Origin of the sequence: Streptomyces sp. NRRL S-646, from assembly GCF_000720765.1 — a bacterium.
Classification (GTDB): Bacteria; Actinomycetota; Actinomycetes; order Streptomycetales; family Streptomycetaceae; genus Streptomyces.
This window is the reverse complement of the sequence record NZ_JODC01000008.1, coordinates 257129-279131: the sequence shown is the minus strand read 5'-3', so window position 1 is coordinate 279131 and position 22003 is coordinate 257129. Positions and strand designations below refer to the sequence as shown.

Sequence of the window (22003 nt, the reverse complement as noted above, 5' to 3'; positions counted from 1 at the left end):
GCGCGGGTGCGCATCGCAGTACCCGGGTGCGCACGGGACAAACGGTGCGGGGTGCCCGGCACTGGGGAACCCTGGAGGAGGAGGTCACCATGGATCCCGTCGAGGCACTGGAGCGGATCGCCTTCCTGCTGGAGCGGTCCCTGGCGCCGACGTACCGCGTCCGCGCGTTCCGTACGGCGGCCCGCGTCCTGACGTCCCTGACCGCGGAGGAGGTACGCGAGCGGGCGTCCACCGGGTCGCTGGAGTCGCTCAAGGGCGTCGGCCCGAAGACCGCACAGGTCGTCCGGGAGGCGCTGGCCGGGCAGGTGCCCGGCTATCTGCGCAAGCTGGAGGGCGAGGAGGATGCACCGGGCGAGGACCGGGCCGGTGCGGCACTGCGGGCCAGGCTGCGCGGGGACTGCCATCTGCACTCGGACTGGTCCGACGGCGGCAGCCCGATCGAGGAGATGGGCCGGGCCGCGAAGTCCCTCGGGCACGAGTGGGCCGTGCTGACGGACCACTCCCCCCGGCTGACCGTGGCGCGCGGTCTGTCTCCCGAGCGACTGCGGGAACAGCTGGACGTGGTGGCGGAGCTGAACACCACGTGGGCGCCGTTCCGGCTGCTCACCGGCATCGAGTGCGACATCCTCGACGACGGCTCGCTGGACCAGGAGCCGGAGCTGCTTCAGCGGCTCGACGTGGTCGTGGTGTCGGTGCACTCCAAGCTGCGCACGGAGGCCCGCGCGATGACCCGCCGCATGGTGGCCGCCGTGCGCAATCCGCACTCCGATGTGCTGGGGCACTGCACGGGGCGGCTGGTGACCGGGCGGGGGCGGCCCGAGTCGGACTTCGACGCCGACGAGGTGTTCGCCGCGCTCGCCGAGACGGGCACCGCCCTGGAGATCAACAGCAGGCCGGAGCGGCTCGATCCGCCGCGGCGGCTGCTGCGCAGGGCGCTGGAGGCGGGAGTGCTGTTCTCGGTCGACACCGACGCGCACGCGCCCGGCCAGCTGGACTGGCAGATCCTCGGCTGTGCCCGGGCCGAGGAATGCGGCGTACCGGCCGGGTGCGTGGTGAACACCTGGAGCCTGGACGAGCTGCTGGCCTGGACCCGCTCGCGGCGCACGCCCGCAGGAGTGGCAGGTCCCTGACGTGGTACTCGAGCAGCAGAAGAGCAAGGGAGCAGGCATGGAACGGGCGGCCGTGTTCGACGTCGACGGAACCCTCGTCGACACCAATCACCTGCACGTGGCGACCTGGTGGGAGGCCTTCCGGCAGGCCGGCCACAAGGTGCCCATGCACGCCATCCACCGCTCCGTCGGCCTGAGCTCCGAGGACCTCGTCGCCCGGCTGCTGGGCGACCGGCGGGACACGGACCGGGACGCCGAACTCAGCGCCGCGCACAAGGCGTTGTACGGCCAGTACTTCGACCGGCTGCCCGCGTTCGAGGACGCCGGCCGACTGCTGCGGCGCCTCGACCACGACGGCTGGACGGTGGTGCTGGCCACCTCCGCGAGCGGCCCGGAACTTTCCGCGCTCCGCCGCGCGATCTGTGCCGACGACGCCATCACCGCCACCGCGAGCGCGGACGACGTCGAGGAGGGAAAGCCGGCCCCCGAGCCCGTCGAACACGCCCTGGAACTGGCCGGGGTGCCCGCGGAACGGGCGGTCTTCGTCGGCGACACCGTGTGGGACATGCGCGCGGGCGGCCACGCCGGCGTGCGCTGCCTGGGCGTCCTGTGCGGCGGCATCCCGCGCGCCGACCTGGAGGAGGCGGGAGCCGAGGCCGTGTACGACGACCCCGCGCACCTGCTGTCCGCCTTGGAGAACAGCCCGCTGGGCTGAAGGGCACATACGGGTGACACAGATCACCACACAGGGCGCCGAACACCGGAACACCAAGCGGTAGTTCGCCGTTGAACCAACCGTGGGTGCGGATGGGACAGTGTCCCCGGGCCTCACCATTCGCCCACAGGGACGATCGTTCGGCTGAAGCCCTGTGGAGCCTTTCGCCGAGAGGCGACCGCCATCCGTGCCCACCACTTGACGAGCCCCGACCGGCCTCCCCCGTCCGGTCGGGGCTCTTTCACGCCCGCGCCCGCCCACGCGGGTCCGCGCTTGACTTCGAGAGCACTCCAATCCGTAGCGTTCTCGGCATGAGCACTGGCACTGCACAGCACAAGATCGGATCCGGTTTCGGCGCCACGAGCACGGCCGACGACGTCCTGCAGGGAGTCGACCTGACCGGCAGGCTCGCCGTCGTCACCGGCGGCTACTCCGGGCTCGGCCTGGAGACCACCCGCGCCCTGACCAAGGCGGGCGCCCGGGTCGTCGTCCCGGCCCGCCGCCGGGCCACCGCCGAGGAGGCGCTGGCCGGGGTCGACGGCGTCGAGGTGGACGAGCTGGACCTCGGCGACCTGGAGAGCGTGCGCGCCTTCGCCGAACGGTTCCTCACCTCCGGGCGGAACATCGACATCATGATCGACAACGCCGGGATCATGGCGTGCCCGGAGACCCGGGTGGGGCCGGGCTGGGAGGCCCAGTTCGCCACCAACCACCTGGGCCACTTCGCCCTCGTCAACCGGCTGTGGCCGGCGATCGCGCCCGGCGGCGCCCGCGTGGTCTCCGTCTCCTCCCGCGCCCACCACTTCTCGGGCATGCGCTGGGACGACGTCCACTGGACGCAGGGCTACGACAAGTGGCAGGCCTACGGGCAGGCCAAGACCGCGAACGTCCTGTTCGCCGTCCACCTCGACAAGCTCGGCCGCGACGCCGGCGTGCGGACCTTCTCCCTGCACCCCGGCGGCATCCTCACCCCGCTGCAGCGACACATCCCCAAGGCGGAGATGGTCGAGCGCGGCTGGATCGACGAGGACGGCAACACCCTCAACCCCGAGGGCTTCAAGACCCCGCCGCAGGGCGCGGCCACCCAGACGTGGGCGGCGACCTCGGCCCAGCTGGACGGCCTCGGCGGCGTCTACCTGGAGGACTGCGACATCGCCGAACTCGCGGTCGACGGCGGGACCAGCGGCGTCAAGGACTGGGCGATCGACCCCGAACAGGCGGCCCGACTCTGGGAGTTGTCCGCGGAGCTGACGGGCGTGAACGCCTTCGCCTAGGAGCCACTCCGTTCCCTGGGCCCGTAGAGGGCGGCGGGTGCGCCGGTCGCCAGGGCCCAGTAGCGGTCGCCGTAGGACCAGTGCCACCACTCGGTGGGGTAGTTGACGAGCCCGGATGCCGTCAGCGCCCCGCCGAGCAGGGCACGGTGGACGCGGGCCTCGCCCGTGATGTCGGCGGCCTCCGTGTAGCAGGCGCCGTCGCTCTGCTCGGGACTGGCGTTCATCTCCGTGCCCAGGTCGAGTTCGCGGCCATCGGCATCGGCCAGGGTCAGGTCGACGGCCGCGCCCGCGCTGTGCGGGGCGATCTCGGGCGGGGAGACATAGCGGCTGGCGGCGGTGCGGATGCGGTCGGCGGGCCAGTCGGGATGTGCGGCGCGCAGTTCGTCGGCGTAGCGCTCGAAGTAGCGGCGCTGGAGAGCCGGCGGCCGGTATCCCTCCACGAACAGCAGGCGCAGGCCCTCGGGAAGCAGGGCCTGGGCGGCGAGGAGGCGGTCGAGGACGCCCCGGCGCAGATGGACCTCGGCACCGTGGGAGTCCTTGTGCTTGCGGTCGTCGACCAGGAGCCTGTCTCGTACGTCGACGAGGGGTTCGCCGTTCTCCGCGACGGGGACGGCGGCGACCCGGGCGTCGGACATCAGGATGATCTCGCTCATGTCTTGATCATCTCCCGGACGCCCGTCCCGCAGCCTTCGGAGCTCAGCCGGTCATGAACTCCCGCAGGTCTGCCGTGAGTTGCTCGGCGTGGGTGACGAACAGGCCGTGGCCTCCGTTCTCGTAGACCTTGAGCGTGGCGTCGGTGGCGAGTGCGGCGGCGCGGCGGCCGGTCGTCTCCAGGGGTGCCGAGACGTCGTGGGTGCCGTGCAGGACGAGCAACGGCAGTTCGAGCTTGGCCAGTTCGGGGGCGACGTCGAGGGTGACGATCGTCTCCTGGACGGCGCTGGAGGCCCGTGCGGTGGACACCAGGCAGCGGTCGCTGAGGTAGCGGACGTAGGCGGGCGAGACGTCGTTGCCCGGCCGGTGCAGGGCGAAGAAGTCGCGCAGTGCGTCGGGGTCGTTGAAGAACGCAGCCCGGTCGCGCAGGAAGGCCGCGTTGCCGGCCCGCATGACCGCGGGGTCCCAGCCGTCCGGGTTGTCGACCGTGCGGGCCACGCCCGGGGTGATGCCGGCCACGAGCGCCACGCGGGCTGCCCGGCCGCTGCCGTGGCGGGTGAGGCAGCGCACGATCTCCGCACTGCCCAGGGAGTGGCCGATCAAGGTCACCGCGCTCAGGTCCAGGTGGTCCAGCAGGCCGTACAGGTCGTCGGCGAGGGTGTCGAGGTCGTAGCCGTTCCACACGTCGTCGGAGCGTCCGTGCCCGCGCCGGTCCAGACCCACGCAGCGGTAACCCTCGGCCGCCAGCGGCAGCATCTGGAACTCCCACATCTCGGTGCCCAGGTAGGCGCTGTTGACGAAGACGGCCACGGGGCCGTCGGCCGGTCCGTAGTCGACGTAGTGCAGCTGCGTGCCGTCGGCGGGGCCGGCGAAGTACGGCATGGGAGGTCCTCCTGCGATCCGGTGGGGTGGGTACGTCCTCCATGGTTCCGGGGGCCGCTACGGGCGTCGATTACCTGCGAGGTCATGGGGCGCAGTCCGCGTGCGCACGCCCCGGCCGGGTACTCGGTCACCCCGTTTCGGACGTGTGGCCCGGAAGGAGCCGAAGGTGAGCAGCGCAGTGGGCAGCAGGATCGTGGTCACTGGTGCCACCGGCAACGTCGGCACCAGTGTGGTGCGCCTCCTCTCGGAGGATGCACAGGTGGGGTCCGTGCTGGGTCTGGCCCGGCGGATTCCCGAGTGGACGCCGGCGCGGACGGAGTGGTCCGCGGTCGATCTGGCGTCCCAACAGGCAGATCTGGTCAAGGAGTTCACGGACGCCGACGCGGTCGTCCATCTGGCGTGGGCGTTCCAGCCCACGCATGATCCGGCGACGACCTGGCGCACGAACGTGCTCGGCAGCATCCGGGTGTTCGAGGCGGTGGCGGCGGCCCGGGTGCCGACGCTCGTGCACGCGTCGTCGGTGGGCGCCTACTCTCCGGGTCCGAAGGATCACGCGGTGGACGAGTCGTGGCCGACGCACGGCTGGCCGGATGCCGCGTACTGCCGGGAGAAGGCCTATCTGGAGCGCGCCCTGGACACCTTCGAACGCGATCATCCGCAGGTGCGGGTGGTCCGGATGCGGCCCGCCTTCCTCTTCAAGCGCGAGTCGGCGAGCGAACAGCGCCGGATCTTCGGCGGCCGCCTCCTGCCGGGCCCGCTGGCCCGCCCGGAGATGCTGCGCTTCCTCCCGGATATCCACGGTCTGCGGGTCCAGGCGCTGCACACCGACGACGCGGCCAAGGCCTACGTTCTCGCGCTGGGCTCCGAGGTCCGCGGCGCCTTCAACCTGGCGGCCGAGCCGTGGGTCGACGCCGAACTGCTCGGCGAGATGCTGGGCACCCGCCCGGTCCGGCTCCCCCGCGTCGCGGCCCGCTCGGCGATCGCCGCCGCCTGGGGGCTGCATCTGCTGCCCGCGTCGCCACATCTGTTCGACGCGGTCCTGCGGCTGCCGTTGATGGACTGCACGCGCGCGCGTGCCGAGCTGGGCTGGCATCCGGAGCATGAGGCGACCGAAGTCCTGGAGGAGTTCCTGCAGGGCCTGCAGCACGGCGAGGGGGCGCGGACCGAGCCGCTGCGGGGACGCAAGGTGGGCTGACCGCCCGCGGCACCGGCTCGGCGCAGGCCTACGCAGGCTCGACCTCGAGCCGTTCGCGCTGCGGCACCACCGTGTACCTGGGGTCCTCCGCCGAGGCGATGCCCCCCGCGAACACACCGAAGCGGGTGCACGCCGATCCCGCCAGCAGCGCGAGCCCGGAGGCCACCGCGGCACCGCGCCGCCCGCCGAAGAGGGCGCCGGTGACCGCACCGCCGGCTGTGAGCTCCTGCGCCGCCCGCAGCAGCGCGCCCGCCCGGCCCTCCTGCCAGGTCTCGGCGACCATGCCCAGACGCTTCTCCGCCGCCCTGGTGACGGCCGCCTCGGCGAGCGCCGCCAGGGCGGCGGCGCACCGGGCCGGTGCGTTCTCGCTCGTGGGTCCGGCGACGAGTGCCAGGCCGGCACGGCGGTGTCGGCGGCCAGCACATCAGTGTGGACGGGCCACGCCCGGACCCGGTCGCCGATACCCATGCCGGCTCCCTGTCGCGGTCAGGCGGAGGACTCGTCCGGAGCGGGGTGCTCGGGGTGGACGGTGGCCGAACGGGGACCGTCCCGGCGCCCGGTACCGGCCTCGTCGGTGTCGGGCACCTCGTCGTCCGCCTCGTCGGCGTCCACCTCCGGAACCGGGATGTCCAGCGGGTCCTCGCCCTCGCCGACCTGCTGGTCGGGCAGATCCCGCGGCACGGGCTCGCCGCCCTGGCCTGCGTCATGCCGATCGGCCACGGCGCACTCCCTTCACGTCGTTCGAGCGACTCGCGAGTACCTCCGCTGTCGACCGGCGAAACCTGGGGGTGCGCCCCGAGGGGGCGCGGGGCTGTGTCGATATGCGGCTCCGCCGCGTGGGCGCGACAAGCCACGACGACGCCGCAGACGACACACTGCCCTCCGCGGCACTCTCAGAGTCGCTCCTCCAGCGCCGTCTGCCACGCCGGCACCGGCCCCTCGGGCGCCGGCTCCAGCCGCCGCCCGCCCCGGGCGAAGAAGTCCGCCAGAGGCAGAATCGCCGCACCGACGGTGACAGCGTCGGGCCCGAGCCGCCCGAGCTCGATGGTCACCTTCTCGGCCGGATGCCGCAGCGCATACGAGGCCGCATGCCGCCGCACCGCAGGCAGGAACCGCGCTCCCAGCTGCAACCCCGCCCACCCTCCGATGAGAATCCGCTCGGGCTGGAACAGGTTGATCAGGTCGGACAGCCCGGCACCCAGATACTCGGCGGTCTCCTCCAGCACGGCCAGGGCAACCGGATCAGCCGCACCACCCCCGGAGGGATAGGCCGCGGCGAGCATCGCCGTAAGCGCCGTCTCCTCATCCGCGCCCTCCGGGGGCCGTCCCCCCTCCTCCCGCCAGCGCTCCAGCAGGGACTCCGCACCCGCATACGCCTCCAGGCAGCCGAGCGCACCGCAACGGCAGCGGCGCCCCCTGACCCGTACGGTCAGATGGCCCCACTCCACCGCCCGACCGTGCTCGACCTCGGGGGTGACCAGGCAGGCGCCGACACCGGAGCCGAACAGCACGACGATCGCGTTGCGCGCACCGCGCCCCGCACCGAACCACATCTCGGCCTGGCCGAGGGTCTTGGCGCCGTTGTCGATGAAGTACCGGACGCCGTCCGGGAGTTGGGAGGTCGAGCGGAGCAGTGCCTCCAGTGGGACGGCGTCCCAGCCGATCGTCTGCCCGTGCACGACGGCGCCGCTGCCGGGGGTGCGCTCCACGATGCCGGGGACACCGATGCCGACGCCGAGGAGCTGTTCGGGGTCGATGCCGGCGCCGGCGAGCACTTCGGCGATCCCGTCGCGGATGTGGCCGACGATGACCTCGACGTCGTAGCGCTGCTGTTCCAGGGGCCGCTCGGCGCGGGCGAGTTCGGTGAGGGTGAGGTCGAACAGCTCGACGCGCACCCGGGTCTCGCCGACGTCGACACCGATCATGTGACCGGCGCCGGGTGCCACGCGCAGCAGGGTGCGGGGGCGGCCGCCGTCGGAGTCGACGCTGCCGGCCTCCTCGACCAGGCCGTCGGCGACCAGGTCCGCGACGACGTTGCTGACCGAGCCGGAGCTCAGCCCGGTCACCGGGCCCAGCTCGAAGCGGCTGAGGGGTCCGTCGAAGTAGAGCCGCTGCAGCACGACCGCGCGGTTGGCCCGCCTGAGGTCGCGCACCGTGCGCCCGTTCCGCCCCGCCATGTGGTTCCCTTCGCGCCCTGTCCGACCTGCAACATACCTCTGCGGACAGACTTGGCGCGACATTCCTCCAACCCTTAGTTCACGATGTGAGCTAAGAGATGTCCTCCTCGATCTCGTCGAGGGCGGCCAAGAGCTCCGGTGCGACGGCCTCCTCGCGCCACTGGATGTCCCCCTCCCCCATCGCCCGCGGCACGGTCTCCACCAGCATGATCAGGTAGAGGTAGGCGCGGTAGAGGGCGAGGCGGAGCAGGGCCGGGCGGTCGAACTCGGCGCGCCCGCCGCCCTCCCGGTAACCCGAGAGGAAGGCTTCGTCCTTCCTGATGTCCCCCAGCAGCGCCAGGGAGACGAACTCCGCGAGCGGGTCGCCCCAGAACATGCGCTCCCCGTCGATGAGCCCGCCGATGCGGACGGAGTCCGCCGAGCGTTCCACGAGGATGTTGCCGTCCCACAGGTCGAAGTGGACGAGTGCGGGGACGGTGACCTCGTCGAGGGCGTCGTACGCGGCGCGGAGCGTGACTGCGATCTCGTCGACCGGCCTGGGCAGCCGGGCAGCGAAGCGGCGGGCGTCGTCGAGGATCGCGTCGAGCATCCCGGTGAAGGCGGTCCGCCAGTCGGGGGCGAGGGGGCCGAGTGCGCCGGACGGATAGCCGAAGGCGGTTCCGGTGACGCGGTGCAGGGCGGCCACCTGGCGGCCCAACTCCGTGCGCAGATACGCCCGTTCGGCCTCGGTGAAGGATCCGTCCCACGGATCGCCGGGACATGCGGTCATCAGGAGTACGGCGCTGTCGTCGTCGAGGGTGACGAGCCGGGGCGCCGGCACCCCGGCCGTTTCGGCGCCGCCGTAGAACTCCGCCTCGGCGACGAGCAGCCGACTCTCGTAGCGCAGCCCCGGGGTGTCCGGCGCGACCTTCAGTACGTAGCGGCTGCCGTCGATGAGCCGGAGTTCCTCGACGGCGTTGTAGGTGCCACCGGTGAGGGGGCGCAGGTGGGCCAGCCGGCCGGGAGGGATCCGTGCGCCCTCCAGGATGCGCCGGGCCCGTTCCCAGGAGTCCACCACCGTGCGCCCACCCACCTCTTCCTTCGGTCAGCCGGCCGCGTACACGTCCTCGACGTAACGGCCGTCCGCGATCAGTGCGTCGAGCCACTCCTCGGCCGCCGCGTGGTCGGCGCCGGGCATGCGGTCCCGGTACAGGGTACGAAACGCATCCCGCACACCCGGTGCCATTTTCGAACCGTCGCCGCAGACGTACACCCGGGCCCCGGCGCCGAGCAGTTGCCAGACCTCGTCGGCCTCGGCGGCGATGCGGTGCTGCACGAAGGTCCCTGCGGTGCTGAAGGCGGGGCGGACCGACACCGCCCCGGCGGCCTCGGCGGCGCGCAGTTCCTCGGCGTGCAGGAAGTCCGCTTCGGGCGCGTCGCAGCCGAAGTAGCAGAGGGCGGGGGCGAGTTCGGCGCCTGCGGCGAGCGCGGCCGTGCGGTCGGCGACGGCTCCGCGGAAGGGGGCCAGGCCGGTGCCCGCGGCGACCATGATCACCGGCGCCGAGTGGTCCACCCGAAAGGCCTCCCGGCACGGCTGGATCCGGGCGAGGATCGTCTCGCCGGGTTCGATGCCGGCGAGGTGCCCGGACCCGGTCCCCCGGTAGACGCCCTTGCCGGAGCGTGCGGGGGCTTCGAGCAGGGAGATCATGAGGTCCGCGTGGCCGGGGTCCACGGCGGGCGAGGAGGAGATGGAGTAGTGGCGTGGCCGCAGCGGGGTCAGGATCTCCAGGAGCTGCGGCCAGTCGAGGGCGCCGCGCAGGGCGGGGTGGTCCTCGATCAGCTCGACAAGGGTGCGCGGGTCGTCGCCGGGGAGGGCGGCCAGGGCGGCGCGCTCGGGCGGGCAGGGGTTGGTGGCGGCGAGCGCGGCCAGCTGGGCGGTTGTGGGCCGTTCCTGCAACTCGACGTGGTGGGCGAGTAGTTGACGAGCCGTCAAGGGACGGTCGATTGCCAGGCCGTCGCGGCGGGGGAGGGTGGCACGGATGTCGAGGACGGTATCGGGGTCGACGCCGAGTGCGGTGGCGGCGCGGTCGACGAGGGCCGGGGCGTTGACGGGCAGCACGGTGAGGTGGTCGGCGGTGCGGTAGGCGGTCCCGTCCGGGAGGGCGACGCGGACGAACCTCTTGCGGCGCGCGTGGCCGGGGGCGGTGAGATCGCGGGCCTCGGTGACCGTCATGGGAAGGAGCCCGTACCGCTCGGCGAGGGCATCCAGGGGGCCGCCGGTGAGGGTGCGGACCTCGTACGCCGTGGTGGGCTCTTCGGTGGCCGCCGCGGCGTCCGGGTCGCCGTACCGCTCCAGGACGGCCGTGCGCAGCCGCGCCGTGAAGTCCCTTACGGCGCCGGTCAGATCGCCCGAGGCGTCGGCGGCGGCGCGGTCGACGAGACGGGTGGCGCCGAGTTCGTCGAGGCGGTCGTCGATGCGGGTCGGGACGTGCTGATAGGTGGCGGCCCAGTTGCGGTCGCCGACGCCCAGGACGGCGTAGGTGACGTCCGTCAGGTCGTGGGCGCCATCCAGCCACGCAGCGAAGGCGGTGGCGTCGTCGGTGGGGCGGCCGTTGTACGAGGCGGCGGTGATGACGACGGGCCGGTCGGTGGGCAGGCCGCCCGCATGGGCGTCGAGGGATGCGACCTCGGTCTCGCAGCCGATCTCGCCGGCCTCGTCGGCGAGTTGGGCCGCGAGCTCGCGGCAGGTGCCGTAGTTGCTGCCGTGCAGGAAGAGGACGCCGGTGCCGGGGCGGACGCGGGCAGCGAGGGGGTGCGGGTCGAGACGCTGCGGGGTCTCGGCCGGGCGGGCGCCGGGAAGGACGCCGTGTTCGCGGTCGGCGGTGGTGCGCGGGGTCAGGGTCAGGGTGAAGCCCTCGGGCTTGAGGGTGAGGGTCTCCTTGACGTGGAGCGCGTAGTCGGCGTGGTCGTGCAGGCGGTAGCGGTGCACGAGCATCGCCAGCAGCATGGTCGCCTCGTGCAGCGCGAACTGCCGCCCGATGCAGGCGCGTTCGCCGGTGCCGAACGGTTTGAAGGCGTGCACCGGGCGGGCCGCCTCCGCCTCCGCGGTGAACCGGGAGGGGTCGAACAGCTCGGGGTTGTCGCCCCAGACGGGCTGGCGGTGCAGCATCGGGGCCAGCACGGTGACGGCCTGCCCGGCGCGCAGCGGGATCCGGCCGCCGAGCAGGGTGTCCTGCAGGGCGTGGCGGCTGAAGGCGGCGGCCGTGGGCCACAGCCGCAGGGCCTCGTTGAGGACCTGGCGGGTGTAGGTCAGCCTGCCGATCTCGTCGTACGTGGGCTCGGGGTCGGCCCGGTCGCCCCACAGGGCGTCTGCCTCGCGCTGGACGAGCTGGAGTGCGGTGGGGTGCTTGGCGAGGTAGTACAGGGCGAAGGACATGGCGCCGGAGGTCGTCTCGTGGCCCGCGATCAGGAAGGTGATGACCTGGTTGCGGATGTTGGCGGTGTCCAGGGTGGTGCCGTCGGCCGGGTGCCGGGCGCTGAGCATGAGGCCGAGCAGGTCCTCGGCGCCGGTCTGGTCGGTGCCGGCGCGGGAGGCGATGACGTCGTCGACGACCTGGGCGAGGTAGACGGAGTCGTCCCGGAAGGCGCCGTCGGCGGCCGAGTAGTCCTGGCCGGGGGTGCGGGCGAGCCGGGTCATGCTCCACTCCAGGCAGCGGACCATGGACTCGACGAAGGGGTGGGGTTCGTCCCGCCCGAAGGACCCGAAGTCGTAGCCGAAGCCGGCGAGGCCGATGGTGTCGAGGGTCATCCGGGTCATGTCGTCGGGGACGTTGACGGGTTGCCCCTCGTGGGCGGCCCGGTCCCAGGACGCGATGAGCCGCTGGGCCACCTTCAGCATCACGGGGTGGTAGGTGCGCATCGAGCCGAGCGCGAAGGCGGGCATCAGGATGTCGTGCGCCTTGGCCCAGTTGGGCTCGTCGTTGTACGCGGTGAACAGCCCGTCGGCGGTGAACTCGCGGACGTTCTCCAGGGCGGGCCCGACGTGCTTGGCGAAGCGGGTCTCGTCGGCGAGGTCGGCCACCAGGTCCAGGTCGCCGACGAACAGCGTGTCCCTGCCGTGCAGCCGCCGCACGAGGACCGGGCCGTGCTCGCGCATGAGGTCCATGACCTGCTGGATGGGCGTGCGGCCGGGTCCGGTGGCGGTGATGTCGACGAGGGGGACCCCGGGGAGGGTGTCTGCGGTGTGGGGGTGCAGGGCGGTGGGGGGCATGGCGCGACAACTGCCTTTCGCGGTACGGAAGTACTGCGATCAAGGTTGGTCGAGCGAACCCGGCCGTCCGCGCCACGGGACTACATGATCGTGTAGTCAAGAATGCGCCCGGGGGCTTGCGGAAGCCCTCAGGAGGGGTTCTCGTCCTGCGCCGGCGGTCCGGAGGGCCGGGCGGTGGTGCCCCGCGGGATCAGACGGGTCGGCAGGACGATGTGCCGCTCGTGGTCCGCCTCGGGGTCGTTGATCAACCGCAGGACCAGGTCGCCGGCGACCCGGCCCATCTCGGAGGGCGACTGGGCCACCGTGGTGAGATCGAACCACTCGGCCAGCGGCTGGTCGTCGAAGCCGAGGACGGACATCGCCTCCGGCACCTCGATCCTGGCCTTGCGCAGGGTCCAGATCAGGGTGGCGGCGAGCTCGTCCTGCTCGGCGAAGACCGCGGTGGGCGGCTCGCGCAGGCCGAGCAGCTGCCCCAGGGCTTCGGCGACGGCGCGCTTGTCCTCGGCGGGAGCGGCCACCACGAGGGAGTCGTCCACGGGAATGCCCGCCTCGGCGAGCGCCTGCCGGTAGCCGTGCAGCCTCGCGTGGGAACTGAAGGAGAAGCCGGTGGCGCCCGGGCTCTGCATGAAGGCGATACGGCGGTGGCCCAGGTTCAGCAGATGCCGGGTGCCGCTCAGGGCACCGGCCGCGTCGTCGACGTACACGCTCGGGCGTCCCTCGGCGTGCTGGCTGACGTAGATGACCGGCATCCCGAGGTCGTCGAGCCGTGCGCTCTCCTCCTCGGTGAGGTCGAAGCAGTGGACCAGCAGGGCGTCGGCGTTGCGCCGGGCCGGCAGCTGTTCGAAGAACGAGGCGCGTTCGGTCAGGTCGGGTATCACGTAGAGGGCCAGCTCCATGTCCGCGGCGCGCAGCAGCGGGCCCAGGCTGGACAGGGCCGAGCCCATGAACCACGACTTGAGGGTGGGCACGAGCACCGCCACCACGCCGGTCCTGCCGGTCACCAGGCTGGAGGCCTGCCGGGAGACCGCGAAGTTCAGCTCGCGGGCGGCCTGTTCGACGCGGGCGCGGACGTCCGGCGAGACGCTCGACAGTCCGCGCAGGGTGCGGGAGACGGTGGATGTGGAGACCCCGGCCCGTTCCGCGACATCGGACATCGTGGAGTGCCGTTGAGCTGCTGGCATGGGCGGACGTTAGCACAAGCGTGCACCGGGCTGCCCTCCTTCGTGACAGCGCTGTCACGGCATTACTAGTGCGTAACGCATTGACGTGCCGCCGGGCTTGCTCCTAGCTTGCAAGCGTTGTCTCAGCGAGAACCAATTACTTGAGCAGATCTAACGGCGATGCGCTCTGACCTGCATATTTTTATCTGCAACCGCTGCCAGGGAGTGACCTTGAAGAACAGGAAGACCAGAGCGCTGCGGCGCTCCGGTGCTCTGTGCGCGGGGCTGGCCGCCGTTGCCGCGTGCGGCACCGGCGGCGGCTCCGCGTCGAGTACGAGCCGCGGCCCCATCACCTACGTCGCCGGTGCCGACAACACCGGGACCGTGCGGGCGGTCCTCGACCGCTGGAACAAGCTGCACCCGGGCGAGAAGGTCACCTTCGTCCAGCTGCCCACCGATCCCGACGCCCAGCGGCAGCAGATGATCCAGAACGCGGCAACGAGGTCGGACGCGTTCACCGTGCTGTCCCTGGACGTCGTGTGGACCTCGGAGTTCGCGGCACACCGGTGGGTCGACCGGCTGCCCGAGGACCGCTTCCCGCTGGGGAGGATGCTGAGGCCGATCGTGGCGACCGGCATGTATCGCGGCGGCCTCTACTCCGTCCCGGCAAGCTCCGACGGCGGCATGCTGTACTACCGCACCGATCTGCTCCGGCAGGCCGGCATCACCCAACCGCCGGTCACGTGGGCGGAGTTGAAGGCGGACTGCGCCAAGGTGCGCAAACTGCCCGCGGCCAAGGGCGTGTCCTGTTATGCCGGGCAGTTCCAGAAGTACGAGGGCCTGACGGTGAACTTCGCCGAGGCGGTGAACTCCGCGGGCGGGGTCGTCACCGACGCCCAGGGACGCCCGCACCTCGACACCCCGCAGGCCGGAAAGGGCCTGGACTTCCTGGTCCGCTCCTTCCGCGACGGCACCATCCCCAAGGAGGCCGCCACCTACCAGGAGGAGGACGCCCGCCGCGCCTTCCAGTCCGGCCGGCTCGTCTTCGAGCGGCAGTGGCCGTACATGTATCCGCTGGCGAACAAGAAGGACGGCTCCAGCAAGGTCGCCGGGAAGTTCGCCGTCGCACCCCTGCCCGGTCTGAACGGTCCCGGCGCCTCCAGCCTGGGCGGCCACAACCTGGCGCTGTCCGCCTCGGCCGGGAACAAGGCCACCGCGCTGGACTTCATCCGGTTCTTCACCAGCCAGGCAACCCAGCGGTTCACGCTGGCCTATGCCCCGGCCGCGCCCACCTACCAGGCCCTGTACCAGGACCCGCGCCTGGTGAAGAAGTATCCGTACCTGCCCGTCCTGAAGCGGTCGATCCTGCACGCGGTGCCGCGGCCACGGGTCTTCGGCTACGGCGATGTCACGGCGGCCGTCCAGCGGGAGGCCTTCGCCGCGCTGACCGGAGCCAAGAGCAGCGCGAGCGCGCTCGAGGACCTGCAGAAGGACCTGCAGCAACAGGCGGCGGGGAAGTGAGGAATCGCACCATGGTGACCACCCACAATCCGCCCGAGAGCGTCGACCGGCCCGCAGCGCGGTCGCGCAGGTGGAACGCCGGCCGAGCCCTCCTGGGCCGCCGCCGCACGGCCACCTCCGGAGAGGGCAGGATCGCGGCCCTCCTCGTCTCGCCGACGCTGCTGGTCCTGGCGGTCGTCGTGCTGTATCCGACGATCGTGGCGCTGAAGGACTCCTTCTACGGCACCCCGGGGCTCGACCCCAGGACGGGTTTCGTGCGCGACCACGACCCGTTCGTCGGCGCCGACAACTACACGGTGATCTTCGGGGCGGCGGGCGACCGCTTCTGGAACGCCTTCTGGAACACGACCTTCCTGACCGTCACCACGGTCGCCCTGGAGACGGTGCTCGGCATCGCGATGGCGCTGATCATGCACCGGGCGCTGCGCGGCCGGGCGGTCGTCCGCGCATCCATCCTCGTGCCCTGGGCCATCCCCACCGCCGTCACGGGTCTGCTGTGGCGCTGGATCTTCAACAGCGACGGTGTGGCCAACGCCCTGATCGGCCGTCAGATCCTGTGGACCACCGAGGGGTTCCACGCCAAGGTCGCGGTCGTCGTGGCCGATGTGTGGAAGACGGCTCCGTTCATCGGGCTGCTGGTGCTGGCCGGACTGCAGGTGATCTCGAAGGAGGTGTACGAGGCGGCACGGATGGACGGGGCAGGCGTGGCCCGGCAGTTCTGGAGCATCACGCTGCCGCTGGTCAAGCCTGCGCTGCTGGTGGCGGTGCTGTTCCGCACGCTCGACGCGCTGCGCATGTTCGACCTTCCGTACATCCTGATCGGCGCGCAGAAGACGTCCGTGGAGACGCTGTCCATGCTCGCCCAGGACCAGGCCGCGAACGTGCGCTTCGGGCCGGCCGCCGCGTATGCGGTGATCCTCTTCGTCTATGTCTTCCTCATCGCGCTGGCGTTCGTGCGGCTGCTGGGCGCCGACGTGGTGCCGCGCCGCCCCAAGGAAGTGGCCGCATGAACCCCACCACCCTGCACCCGGTCCTGCGCAGAGCACTGCTCTGGCTCGGGGTGGCCGCGGTCGTCACCTACTGCCTGGCACCCTTCTACTGGATGCTGGTCTCCAGTCTGCGCCGCACCTCGGACATCTTCGACAACTCCCCGTTCCCGGCCCGGATCTCGTTCGAGAACTACCGTGCCGTGCTCGACCCGTCCGAGAACTTCACCCGGGCTCTGTTCAACAGTCTTGTCGTGGCGGGCATCACGACCGTGTGTGCACTGCTGCTGGCGACGTTCACGGCGTATGCGATGGCGCGGCTGGAGTTCCGCTTCAAACGGTTCGTGCTGACGCTGATCATTGCCACGTCGATGTTCCCGGTGGTGTCGATCGTCGTGCCGCTGCTGAAGATGTTCGTCGGCTTCGGCTGGATCAACACCTACCAGGCGATGATCGTGCCCAGTCTGTCCTTCACGCTGCCGCTCGCGGTGTGGAATCTGACGGCGTTCTTCCGGCAGATGCCCGACGAGCTGGAGCACGCGGCCATGATCGACGGCTGCACCCGTGCTCAGGCCTTCCGCCGCGTCATCATTCCGCTCGCCGCGCCCGGCATCTTCACCACGGCGATCATCACGTTCATCGCGGCCTGGAACGAGTTCCTCATCGCGCTGTCGATGACGAACAAGCCGGACATCCAGACCGCGCCCGTGGCGATCTCCAAGTTCGCCGGGGCGACCCAGTTCGAGACACCGTTCGGCAGCCAGATGGCCGCCGGCGTCCTGGTCACCGTTCCGCTCGTGGTCGTGGTGCTGCTGTTCCAGCGCCGGATCGTCGCCGGCCTCACGGCGGGCGCGGCCAAATAGCCCTCCCTCCCTACTGATGTACGAGGAGTACGCACCCATATGTCCACCAGCACCGCACCTTGGTGGCGCGACGCCGTCATCTACCAGGTCTACGTCCGCAGTTTCGCCGACGGCAACGGCGACGGCGTCGGCGACATCGCGGGGATCCGCTCGCGGCTGCCGTATCTGAAGTCGCTCGGCGTGGACGCGATCTGGATCAACCCCTGGTACAGGTCGCCGATGGCCGACCACGGTTACGACGTCGCCGACTTCCGTCGGATCGATCCGCTGTTCGGCACGGTCGCCGAGGCGGAACTGCTCATCGACGAGGCACACCGGCACGGGATCCGCGTGATCCCGGACATCGTGCCCAACCACACCTCCGACCAGCACGCCTGGTTCCGGGCGGCGTTGGCGGCCGGGCCGGGCAGCCCGGAGCGGGAACGCTACGTCTTCCGGGCCGGCCGCGGTGCGGACGGCGCCGAGCCGCCCAACGACTGGGTGTCCTGCTTCGGCGGCCCGGCCTGGACCCGGCTGCCCGACGGGGAGTGGTACCTGCATCTGTTCGCCCCCGAGCAGCCGGACCTCAACTGGCAACACCCGGAAGTGCGGGAGGAGTTCGAGTCGATCCTGCGGTTCTGGTTCAGCCGGGGCGTGGACGGCTTCCGTATCGACGTGGCGCACGGGCTGATCAAGCATCCCGAGCTGCCCGACCTGCCGCCCCGCCCGCAAGCGGCGCCCGAGGGGCCGCGGCGGCATCTGGACCATCCGCACTGGGACCGGGACGAGGTGCACGACATCTACCGCGCCTGGCGCCGGGTGGCCGACGAGTTCCCCGGTGACCGCTCGTTCGTCGCCGAGGCCTGGGCGGACACCCCGGAGCGGCTCGCCGCCTACGTCCGCCGGGACGGTCTGCACACGGCGTTCAACTTCGACTTCCTGATGTCCAGTTGGGACGCGAAGGACTTGCGGGCCGTCATCGACGACTCCCTCGCCATGCTCGGGGCGGTGGGCGCCCCGGCCACCTGGGTGCTGTCCAACCACGACGTGATGCGCCACCCCAGCCGCTACGGCCGCAGGGTCGTCCGGCGCTGGGTCGCCAACCAGCCCTACCGGCCCGAGGGCCCCGTGGATCTGGCCCTGGGCACCCGGCGGGCCCGCGCCGCCGCCCTGCTGATGCTCGCGCTGCCCGGCGGCGCCTACATCTACCAGGGCGAGGAGCTCGGACTGCCGGAGGTCGAGGACCTGCCCGAGTCCGTCCTCCAGGACCCGGTGTGGGAGCGGTCGGGGCACACCGACCGGGGGCGCGACGGCTGCCGGGTGCCGATCCCGTGGTCGGGGCGGCGTGCACCGTACGGCTTCAGCCCGGAGGGCACGACGGCCGGGCCCTGGCTGCCGCAGCCGGACGGCTGGGCGGATCACAGCGTGGCCGCGCAGGACGGTGTCGACGGCTCGATGCTGGAGCTGTACCGCGCCGCCCTGCGCCTGCGCCGCGACCACCCGGCCCTCGGAGACGGCAGCCTGACCTGGCTCGACGCTCCAGCCGGCGTGCTGGCCCTCGGTCGCGAGCCCGGCTTCGTGTGCGTGGTGAACCTCTCGGCCGGGCCGTACCGGCTGCCCGAGCACACCTCGGTCCTGCTGGCGAGCGGCTCACTGGACGATGGTCTGCTGGGACCGGATCAGGCGGCCTGGCTCGCCACATGATTGTGTAGTGCATGCAGTGCGCCTCGCCGTCGTGCGGGTCGCCGTCGTGCGGGTGGCAGGAGGTCTTGGTGGAAGAGGGCCGTCGGGAGGCCGTGATGTGGCGCAATCGCGCCCTGACGCTCTTCGACCGGGTCTCCGTGCCCGTCGCCGTGTGTGACGCGTACGGCGCCGTCCTGCTGGCCAACCCGGCGATGGCGGCCGAGTGCGGTGCGGCCCCGGGGCGGCTGCGCGGCCGTGACGTGCTGGAGCTGTTCCGGCCGCAGGAGGCCACGCAGGTGGAGCGGATCGCGCAGGCGCTGCGGCTGCGGCACCGGTCCCGGTATCAGGTGTCGGTGTGCTGGGAGGGGCCGGGCGGCGGTGAGCGGTTCGGGGAACTGACCGCCGACCCGGTCAGCGACACCGTCGAGGAGACGCCCGCCCTGCTGGTGATGCTGCGGGTGCGGGGCGAACGCGAGCCGCTCACCCACGACCCCGAGCGGGTCGCGCCGGTGGAGGCCCGCATCCTGGCGCTGCTCGCCGGGGGCGCCACCACTGCCAGGGCCGCGAAGGAGACCGGCCTCAGCGCGGACGGCGTCACCTATCACCTGCGGCGGCTGTCTTCGCGCTGGGGCGCGTCGAACCGTACCGAACTGGTGGCGCGCGCCTATGCGCTCGGCGTCCTCGCCCCTGGGGTGTGGCCGCCGGGCGCGTAGGCAGTGCCCGCTCCCTCGGGTGCGCCGAAGCGGGCGAGGGTGTGCCAGACCATCTTCAGGTCCTGCAGTTCGTGGCGGCCGGTGCGGGCGGCTGCGCCGATGATCCGCGGGTCGACGTGGCCGTCCTCGGCGATCCGGGCGCCCAGCTCCGCGTACTCCGCCCCGCGGTAGTCGGCGTGTTCCTGCAGTTGCGCCACGCTCAGCCGGTAGCCGGGGTGCCACTCGACGGGGCAGGGCAGCAGCCGGGCGGCGGCCTCGACGGACGTGCCGCGGTAGCTCTCGTCCAGGACGAGCGCCTCCATGTGCGCGGCGAGCAGCACGCCGCCGTGGACCTGGGCCTCGATGTAGTCGTTGAGGGCGTCCTGCTCGTCGGCCTCGGCGAGCGCGATCAGCGACATGCCGGCGGCCACCCCGAAGTCGGCCGGCTCTGCCGCGCTGTCGGGATAACAGAAGGTCGTGCGGGCAAGCGCTTCGGCGGTGAGCCGGAAGTGCGAGGAGCCGAACCGCGGGGCGGCGCCGACCACTTGGCGCCGGAAGTTCAGCGCGCCGTACACGGGCCGCTCGTGCGGGTCGGCGTCGTCGTAGGCGCCGCCGAAGATCCGGCTCTCCCAGCGCCAGCGGTCACCGCCGGGGTGTGCGGTGAGCCCGCCGTTGCTGGTGCCGGTGACGAACTGTGAGTGGTAGGCGCCGTCCTGGGCCAGCGCCTGGAGGATGGGCAGCCCCCCGACGAGCCGGTCGGGGTGGAAGTTCAGCGTGATCCGCAGGTCGGCGCCGAGGGCCGGACCCGTCGAGCGGCCGGCGACATGGCGCAGCGCCTGCCGCGCCCGCGGTGAGCCGACATTCCCGAAATCCACTCGTTTCCCTTCTCGGGCCGATCCCCCGGCGCCCCGAGGAGTCCGGGAGGCTCCCCCATGAGATCACTCAGAGGTCGGCCACCGCCAGGACGATTTTGCCGCGGTTGCTGCGCCGCTCCAGCAACTCGTGGGCGGCACGGGCCTGTTCGAGAGGTACGACGGTTTCGACGGGGACCCGGTACGCCCCGGAGGCGACCCGCTCGGCGAGCTCACGCAGATCGTTGCGGGGGTCGTAGCCGTGGATCTGGAGGTTGGTGAGCTGGAAGCCGAGGATGGCGGCGTTCTTCGGGTAGAAGTCGCGGGTGTCTACGGTGCTCGGCTCCAGGGCGACGTTGGCGAGGGCGACGACCCGGCCGCCGTGGCCCACTTGGCGCAGACTGCGGGCGAACGCCGGGCCACCGACGGTGTCGAGGACGAGGTCGGCGCCGCGGCCGTCCGTCAGCCGCAGCACCTCTTCGACCTCCGCGTCGTCGGGGTGGGCGGAGGTGTCGACGGTGACCTGGGCGCCGAACTGCCCTGCCCAGGCTGCCTTTTCGGCCGAGCCGGCGAACGCGATGACCCGCGCGCCCGCCTCCGCGGCGATCTGCACGGCCGCGCTGCCCACCCCGCTCGCGGCCGCCTTCACCACCACCGTGTCCTCCTTGGTGACCCGGGCGAGGTGGCGAAGGCAGTACCAGGCGGAGAGCCAGGCGACGGGCAGTGTGGCCGCCTCGGTCAGGCCGACGCCGTGCGGCAGGGCGGTGACCTGGGTGGCGGGCACGACGGCCAACTCGGCGTAGAACCCGGGGGCGTTCACTCCGTCCAGAGCCATGACCCGCTGCCCGACCTCCAGGCCGGTCACCCCCTCCCCCACCGCCGCGACGACGCCCGCCGCCTCCACGCCGGGAATCAGCGGCGGCCGTCCGGCCCGGTGGTAGACGCCCTTCCTGATCAGCGCGTCGGCGCGGTTCACGCCCGCCGCCGCGACCCGCACCAGCACCTCGCCGGGCCCCGCCACGGGGTCGGGCACCTCGACCGGCACCAGCACCTCGGGCCCGCCGAACTCGTCGATCCGTACCGCACGCATACCGCACTCGCTTCCTGCCACAGCCGCCGACGCGACTGACACCGGTTGAAGTGGTGTCACGATCCAACACCGCTTCAACCGGTGTCAAGGGGGTTCAGCCACGGACGACACCTCATGAACCGGTGTACGCTCTCCCGTATGACCGGCACCTCCGCCCCCGACCCGGCACTCGCGTTCCCGTTCATCGGCGGCCGTCCCTGCTTGAACTTCGTGGCGACGCTCGGTCGGCGGCACTCGTCCGCTGCACTCGAGCGGCTCCCGGACCCGGCCGCACTGGCTCGTTGGTTCGCGGAGGCGGAGCTGGCCGCGGACGGCGAGCCGGTGCGGGTCACCGACCGGGATCTGGCGGGCGCCCGCGTCCTGCGCGAGGCCCTCTACCGCCTGGTGCGCACGTCGATGGCCGGGCAGGAACCGGAACCGGCCGACGTGGAGCTGATCAACGAGGCGGCGGCCCGCCCGGACCTGGCCCCTCAGCTGGGCGCCGTACGCTGGACGGCCCGGCAGCCGGCCCGCGCGGCTCTGGCGACGGTGGCCCGCGATGCCGTCCTCCTGGTGCGCAGCCCCTTGCTGGAGCGGGTCAAGGAGTGCGAGAACCCAGGCTGCTCGCTGCTGTTCCTGGACGACTCCCAGGCCCGGCGCCGCCGTTGGTGCTCCATGGACCGCTGCGGCAATCTCGCAAAGGTCGCCGGCTACCGGTCCCGCAGCCGGGGCGCCCCCGCCCGGTGATGGTTGGTCAGGACGCCGTGGGTGCGGGCGAGCGCGAGGCCGTAGGGCCGTTCAGGCAGCGGTGCCTGCAGGGGTCGGGGCGCGCGCCGGCCACTCGCGGGCCGATGAGCCGGCCGAGCCCACATCGCGGACGTAGTCGCGGTACCGGACGCGGTCGACGATCCGTTCTGGGGCCGACAATCATCCGCGCGAGGGCGCGC

At 72.0% G+C, this 22003-nt stretch carries 20 protein-coding genes; 10 read left to right on the top strand and 10 right to left on the bottom strand.

The annotated features are described in order from the left end of the window. Positions 1-89: 89 nt before the first annotated feature. From IH68_RS0121295 to IH68_RS0121285, 3 genes are all read left to right on the top strand, one after another. A complete protein-coding gene (locus IH68_RS0121295) occupies positions 90-1130 on the top strand; it encodes a PHP domain-containing protein (protein WP_030937574.1) in 1041 nt (346 codons plus the stop codon). Positions 1131-1167: 37 nt separating this feature from the next. Beyond that, complete coding sequence (locus IH68_RS0121290; RefSeq protein ID WP_030937573.1) at positions 1168-1824, top strand: HAD family hydrolase; 657 nt, start codon at positions 1168-1170, stop codon at positions 1822-1824. Between the two features lie 311 nt (positions 1825-2135). Beyond that, positions 2136-3098 carry an SDR family NAD(P)-dependent oxidoreductase gene (locus IH68_RS0121285; RefSeq protein ID WP_030937572.1) on the top strand — a complete coding sequence of 321 codons (963 nt, stop codon included), beginning with the start codon at positions 2136-2138 and terminating at the stop codon, positions 3096-3098. On the opposite strand, the gene IH68_RS0121280 is transcribed toward IH68_RS0121285, so the two are convergent. Beyond that, complete coding sequence (locus IH68_RS0121280) at positions 3095-3751, bottom strand: M15 family metallopeptidase (RefSeq protein ID WP_030937571.1); 657 nt, start codon at positions 3749-3751, stop codon at positions 3095-3097. The two genes, IH68_RS0121285 and IH68_RS0121280, sit on opposite strands and share 4 nt — an antisense overlap. 43 nt (positions 3752-3794) lie before the next feature. Continuing rightward, positions 3795-4631 (bottom strand): alpha/beta fold hydrolase, encoded by an 837-nt coding sequence (locus tag IH68_RS0121275; RefSeq protein ID WP_030937570.1) that lies wholly within the window; start codon positions 4629-4631, stop codon positions 3795-3797. A 166-nt stretch (positions 4632-4797) separates the two neighbouring features. On the opposite strand from IH68_RS0121275, the gene IH68_RS0121270 reads away from it, so the two are divergent. Beyond that, positions 4798-5826: an SDR family oxidoreductase gene (locus IH68_RS0121270; RefSeq protein ID WP_030937569.1), complete on the top strand. Its 1029-nt coding sequence runs from the start codon at positions 4798-4800 to the stop codon at positions 5824-5826. A gap of 28 nt (positions 5827-5854) precedes the next feature. Here IH68_RS0121270 and IH68_RS49980 read toward each other — a convergent pair whose 3' ends face one another. The 6 genes from IH68_RS49980 to IH68_RS0121240 form a co-directional block, all read right to left on the bottom strand. Further along, the gene (locus IH68_RS49980; protein ID WP_030937568.1) at positions 5855-6109 is read right to left on the bottom strand and encodes a hypothetical protein; all 255 of its coding nucleotides are present in this window, start codon (positions 6107-6109) and stop codon (positions 5855-5857) included. 203 nt (positions 6110-6312) lie between these two features. Beyond that, positions 6313-6546, bottom strand: coding sequence for a hypothetical protein (locus IH68_RS0121260; RefSeq protein ID WP_030937567.1), 234 nt, complete (start codon positions 6544-6546; stop codon positions 6313-6315). Between the two features lie 173 nt (positions 6547-6719). Continuing rightward, positions 6720-8003 carry an ROK family transcriptional regulator gene (locus IH68_RS0121255; RefSeq protein WP_030937563.1) on the bottom strand — a complete coding sequence of 428 codons (1284 nt, stop codon included), beginning with the start codon at positions 8001-8003 and terminating at the stop codon, positions 6720-6722. A 91-nt stretch (positions 8004-8094) separates the two neighbouring features. Further along, complete coding sequence (locus IH68_RS0121250) at positions 8095-9060, bottom strand: phosphotransferase family protein (protein ID WP_030937562.1); 966 nt, start codon at positions 9058-9060, stop codon at positions 8095-8097. 27 nt (positions 9061-9087) lie between these two features. Further along, positions 9088-12252, bottom strand: a complete 3165-nt coding sequence (locus tag IH68_RS0121245) for a cytochrome P450 (RefSeq protein ID WP_030937561.1) — start codon at positions 12250-12252, stop codon at positions 9088-9090. A gap of 128 nt (positions 12253-12380) precedes the next feature. After that, positions 12381-13433: a LacI family DNA-binding transcriptional regulator gene (locus tag IH68_RS0121240; protein ID WP_324607677.1), complete on the bottom strand. Its 1053-nt coding sequence runs from the start codon at positions 13431-13433 to the stop codon at positions 12381-12383. Positions 13434-13643: 210 nt separating this feature from the next. On the opposite strand from IH68_RS0121240, the gene IH68_RS0121235 reads away from it, so the two are divergent. The 5 genes from IH68_RS0121235 (at position 13644) to IH68_RS0121215 (ending at position 19157) form a co-directional block, all read left to right on the top strand. Further along, complete coding sequence (locus IH68_RS0121235) at positions 13644-14933, top strand: ABC transporter substrate-binding protein (RefSeq protein WP_234341458.1); 1290 nt, start codon at positions 13644-13646, stop codon at positions 14931-14933. Between the two features lie 11 nt (positions 14934-14944). Beyond that, the gene (locus IH68_RS0121230; protein WP_078912541.1) at positions 14945-15943 is read left to right on the top strand and encodes a carbohydrate ABC transporter permease; all 999 of its coding nucleotides are present in this window, start codon (positions 14945-14947) and stop codon (positions 15941-15943) included. Next, on the top strand, positions 15940-16782 hold the full coding sequence (locus IH68_RS0121225; RefSeq protein WP_030937557.1) for a carbohydrate ABC transporter permease: 843 nt from the start codon (positions 15940-15942) through the stop codon (positions 16780-16782). The genes IH68_RS0121230 and IH68_RS0121225 overlap by 4 nt, the downstream gene beginning before the upstream one ends. A 39-nt stretch (positions 16783-16821) precedes the next feature. Continuing rightward, positions 16822-18465: a glycoside hydrolase family 13 protein gene (locus IH68_RS0121220; RefSeq protein ID WP_030937556.1), complete on the top strand. Its 1644-nt coding sequence runs from the start codon at positions 16822-16824 to the stop codon at positions 18463-18465. 95 nt (positions 18466-18560) lie between these two features. Further along, complete coding sequence (locus tag IH68_RS0121215; protein WP_420719003.1) at positions 18561-19157, top strand: PAS domain-containing protein; 597 nt, start codon at positions 18561-18563, stop codon at positions 19155-19157. Here IH68_RS0121215 and IH68_RS0121210 read toward each other — a convergent pair. Both IH68_RS0121210 and IH68_RS0121205 read right to left on the bottom strand, forming a co-directional pair. After that, positions 19109-20011, bottom strand: a complete 903-nt coding sequence (locus IH68_RS0121210; RefSeq protein WP_030937547.1) for a DUF3626 domain-containing protein — start codon at positions 20009-20011, stop codon at positions 19109-19111. The genes IH68_RS0121215 and IH68_RS0121210 overlap by 49 nt on opposite strands. A gap of 67 nt (positions 20012-20078) precedes the next feature. Next, positions 20079-21077 carry a quinone oxidoreductase family protein gene (locus IH68_RS0121205; RefSeq protein WP_030937546.1) on the bottom strand — a complete coding sequence of 333 codons (999 nt, stop codon included), beginning with the start codon at positions 21075-21077 and terminating at the stop codon, positions 20079-20081. A 138-nt stretch (positions 21078-21215) separates the two neighbouring features. Here IH68_RS0121205 and IH68_RS0121200 point away from each other — a divergent pair, with 138 nt between their 5' ends. Next, positions 21216-21803: a CGNR zinc finger domain-containing protein gene (locus IH68_RS0121200; RefSeq protein WP_063763533.1), complete on the top strand. Its 588-nt coding sequence runs from the start codon at positions 21216-21218 to the stop codon at positions 21801-21803. Positions 21804-22003: the final 200 nt, after the last annotated feature.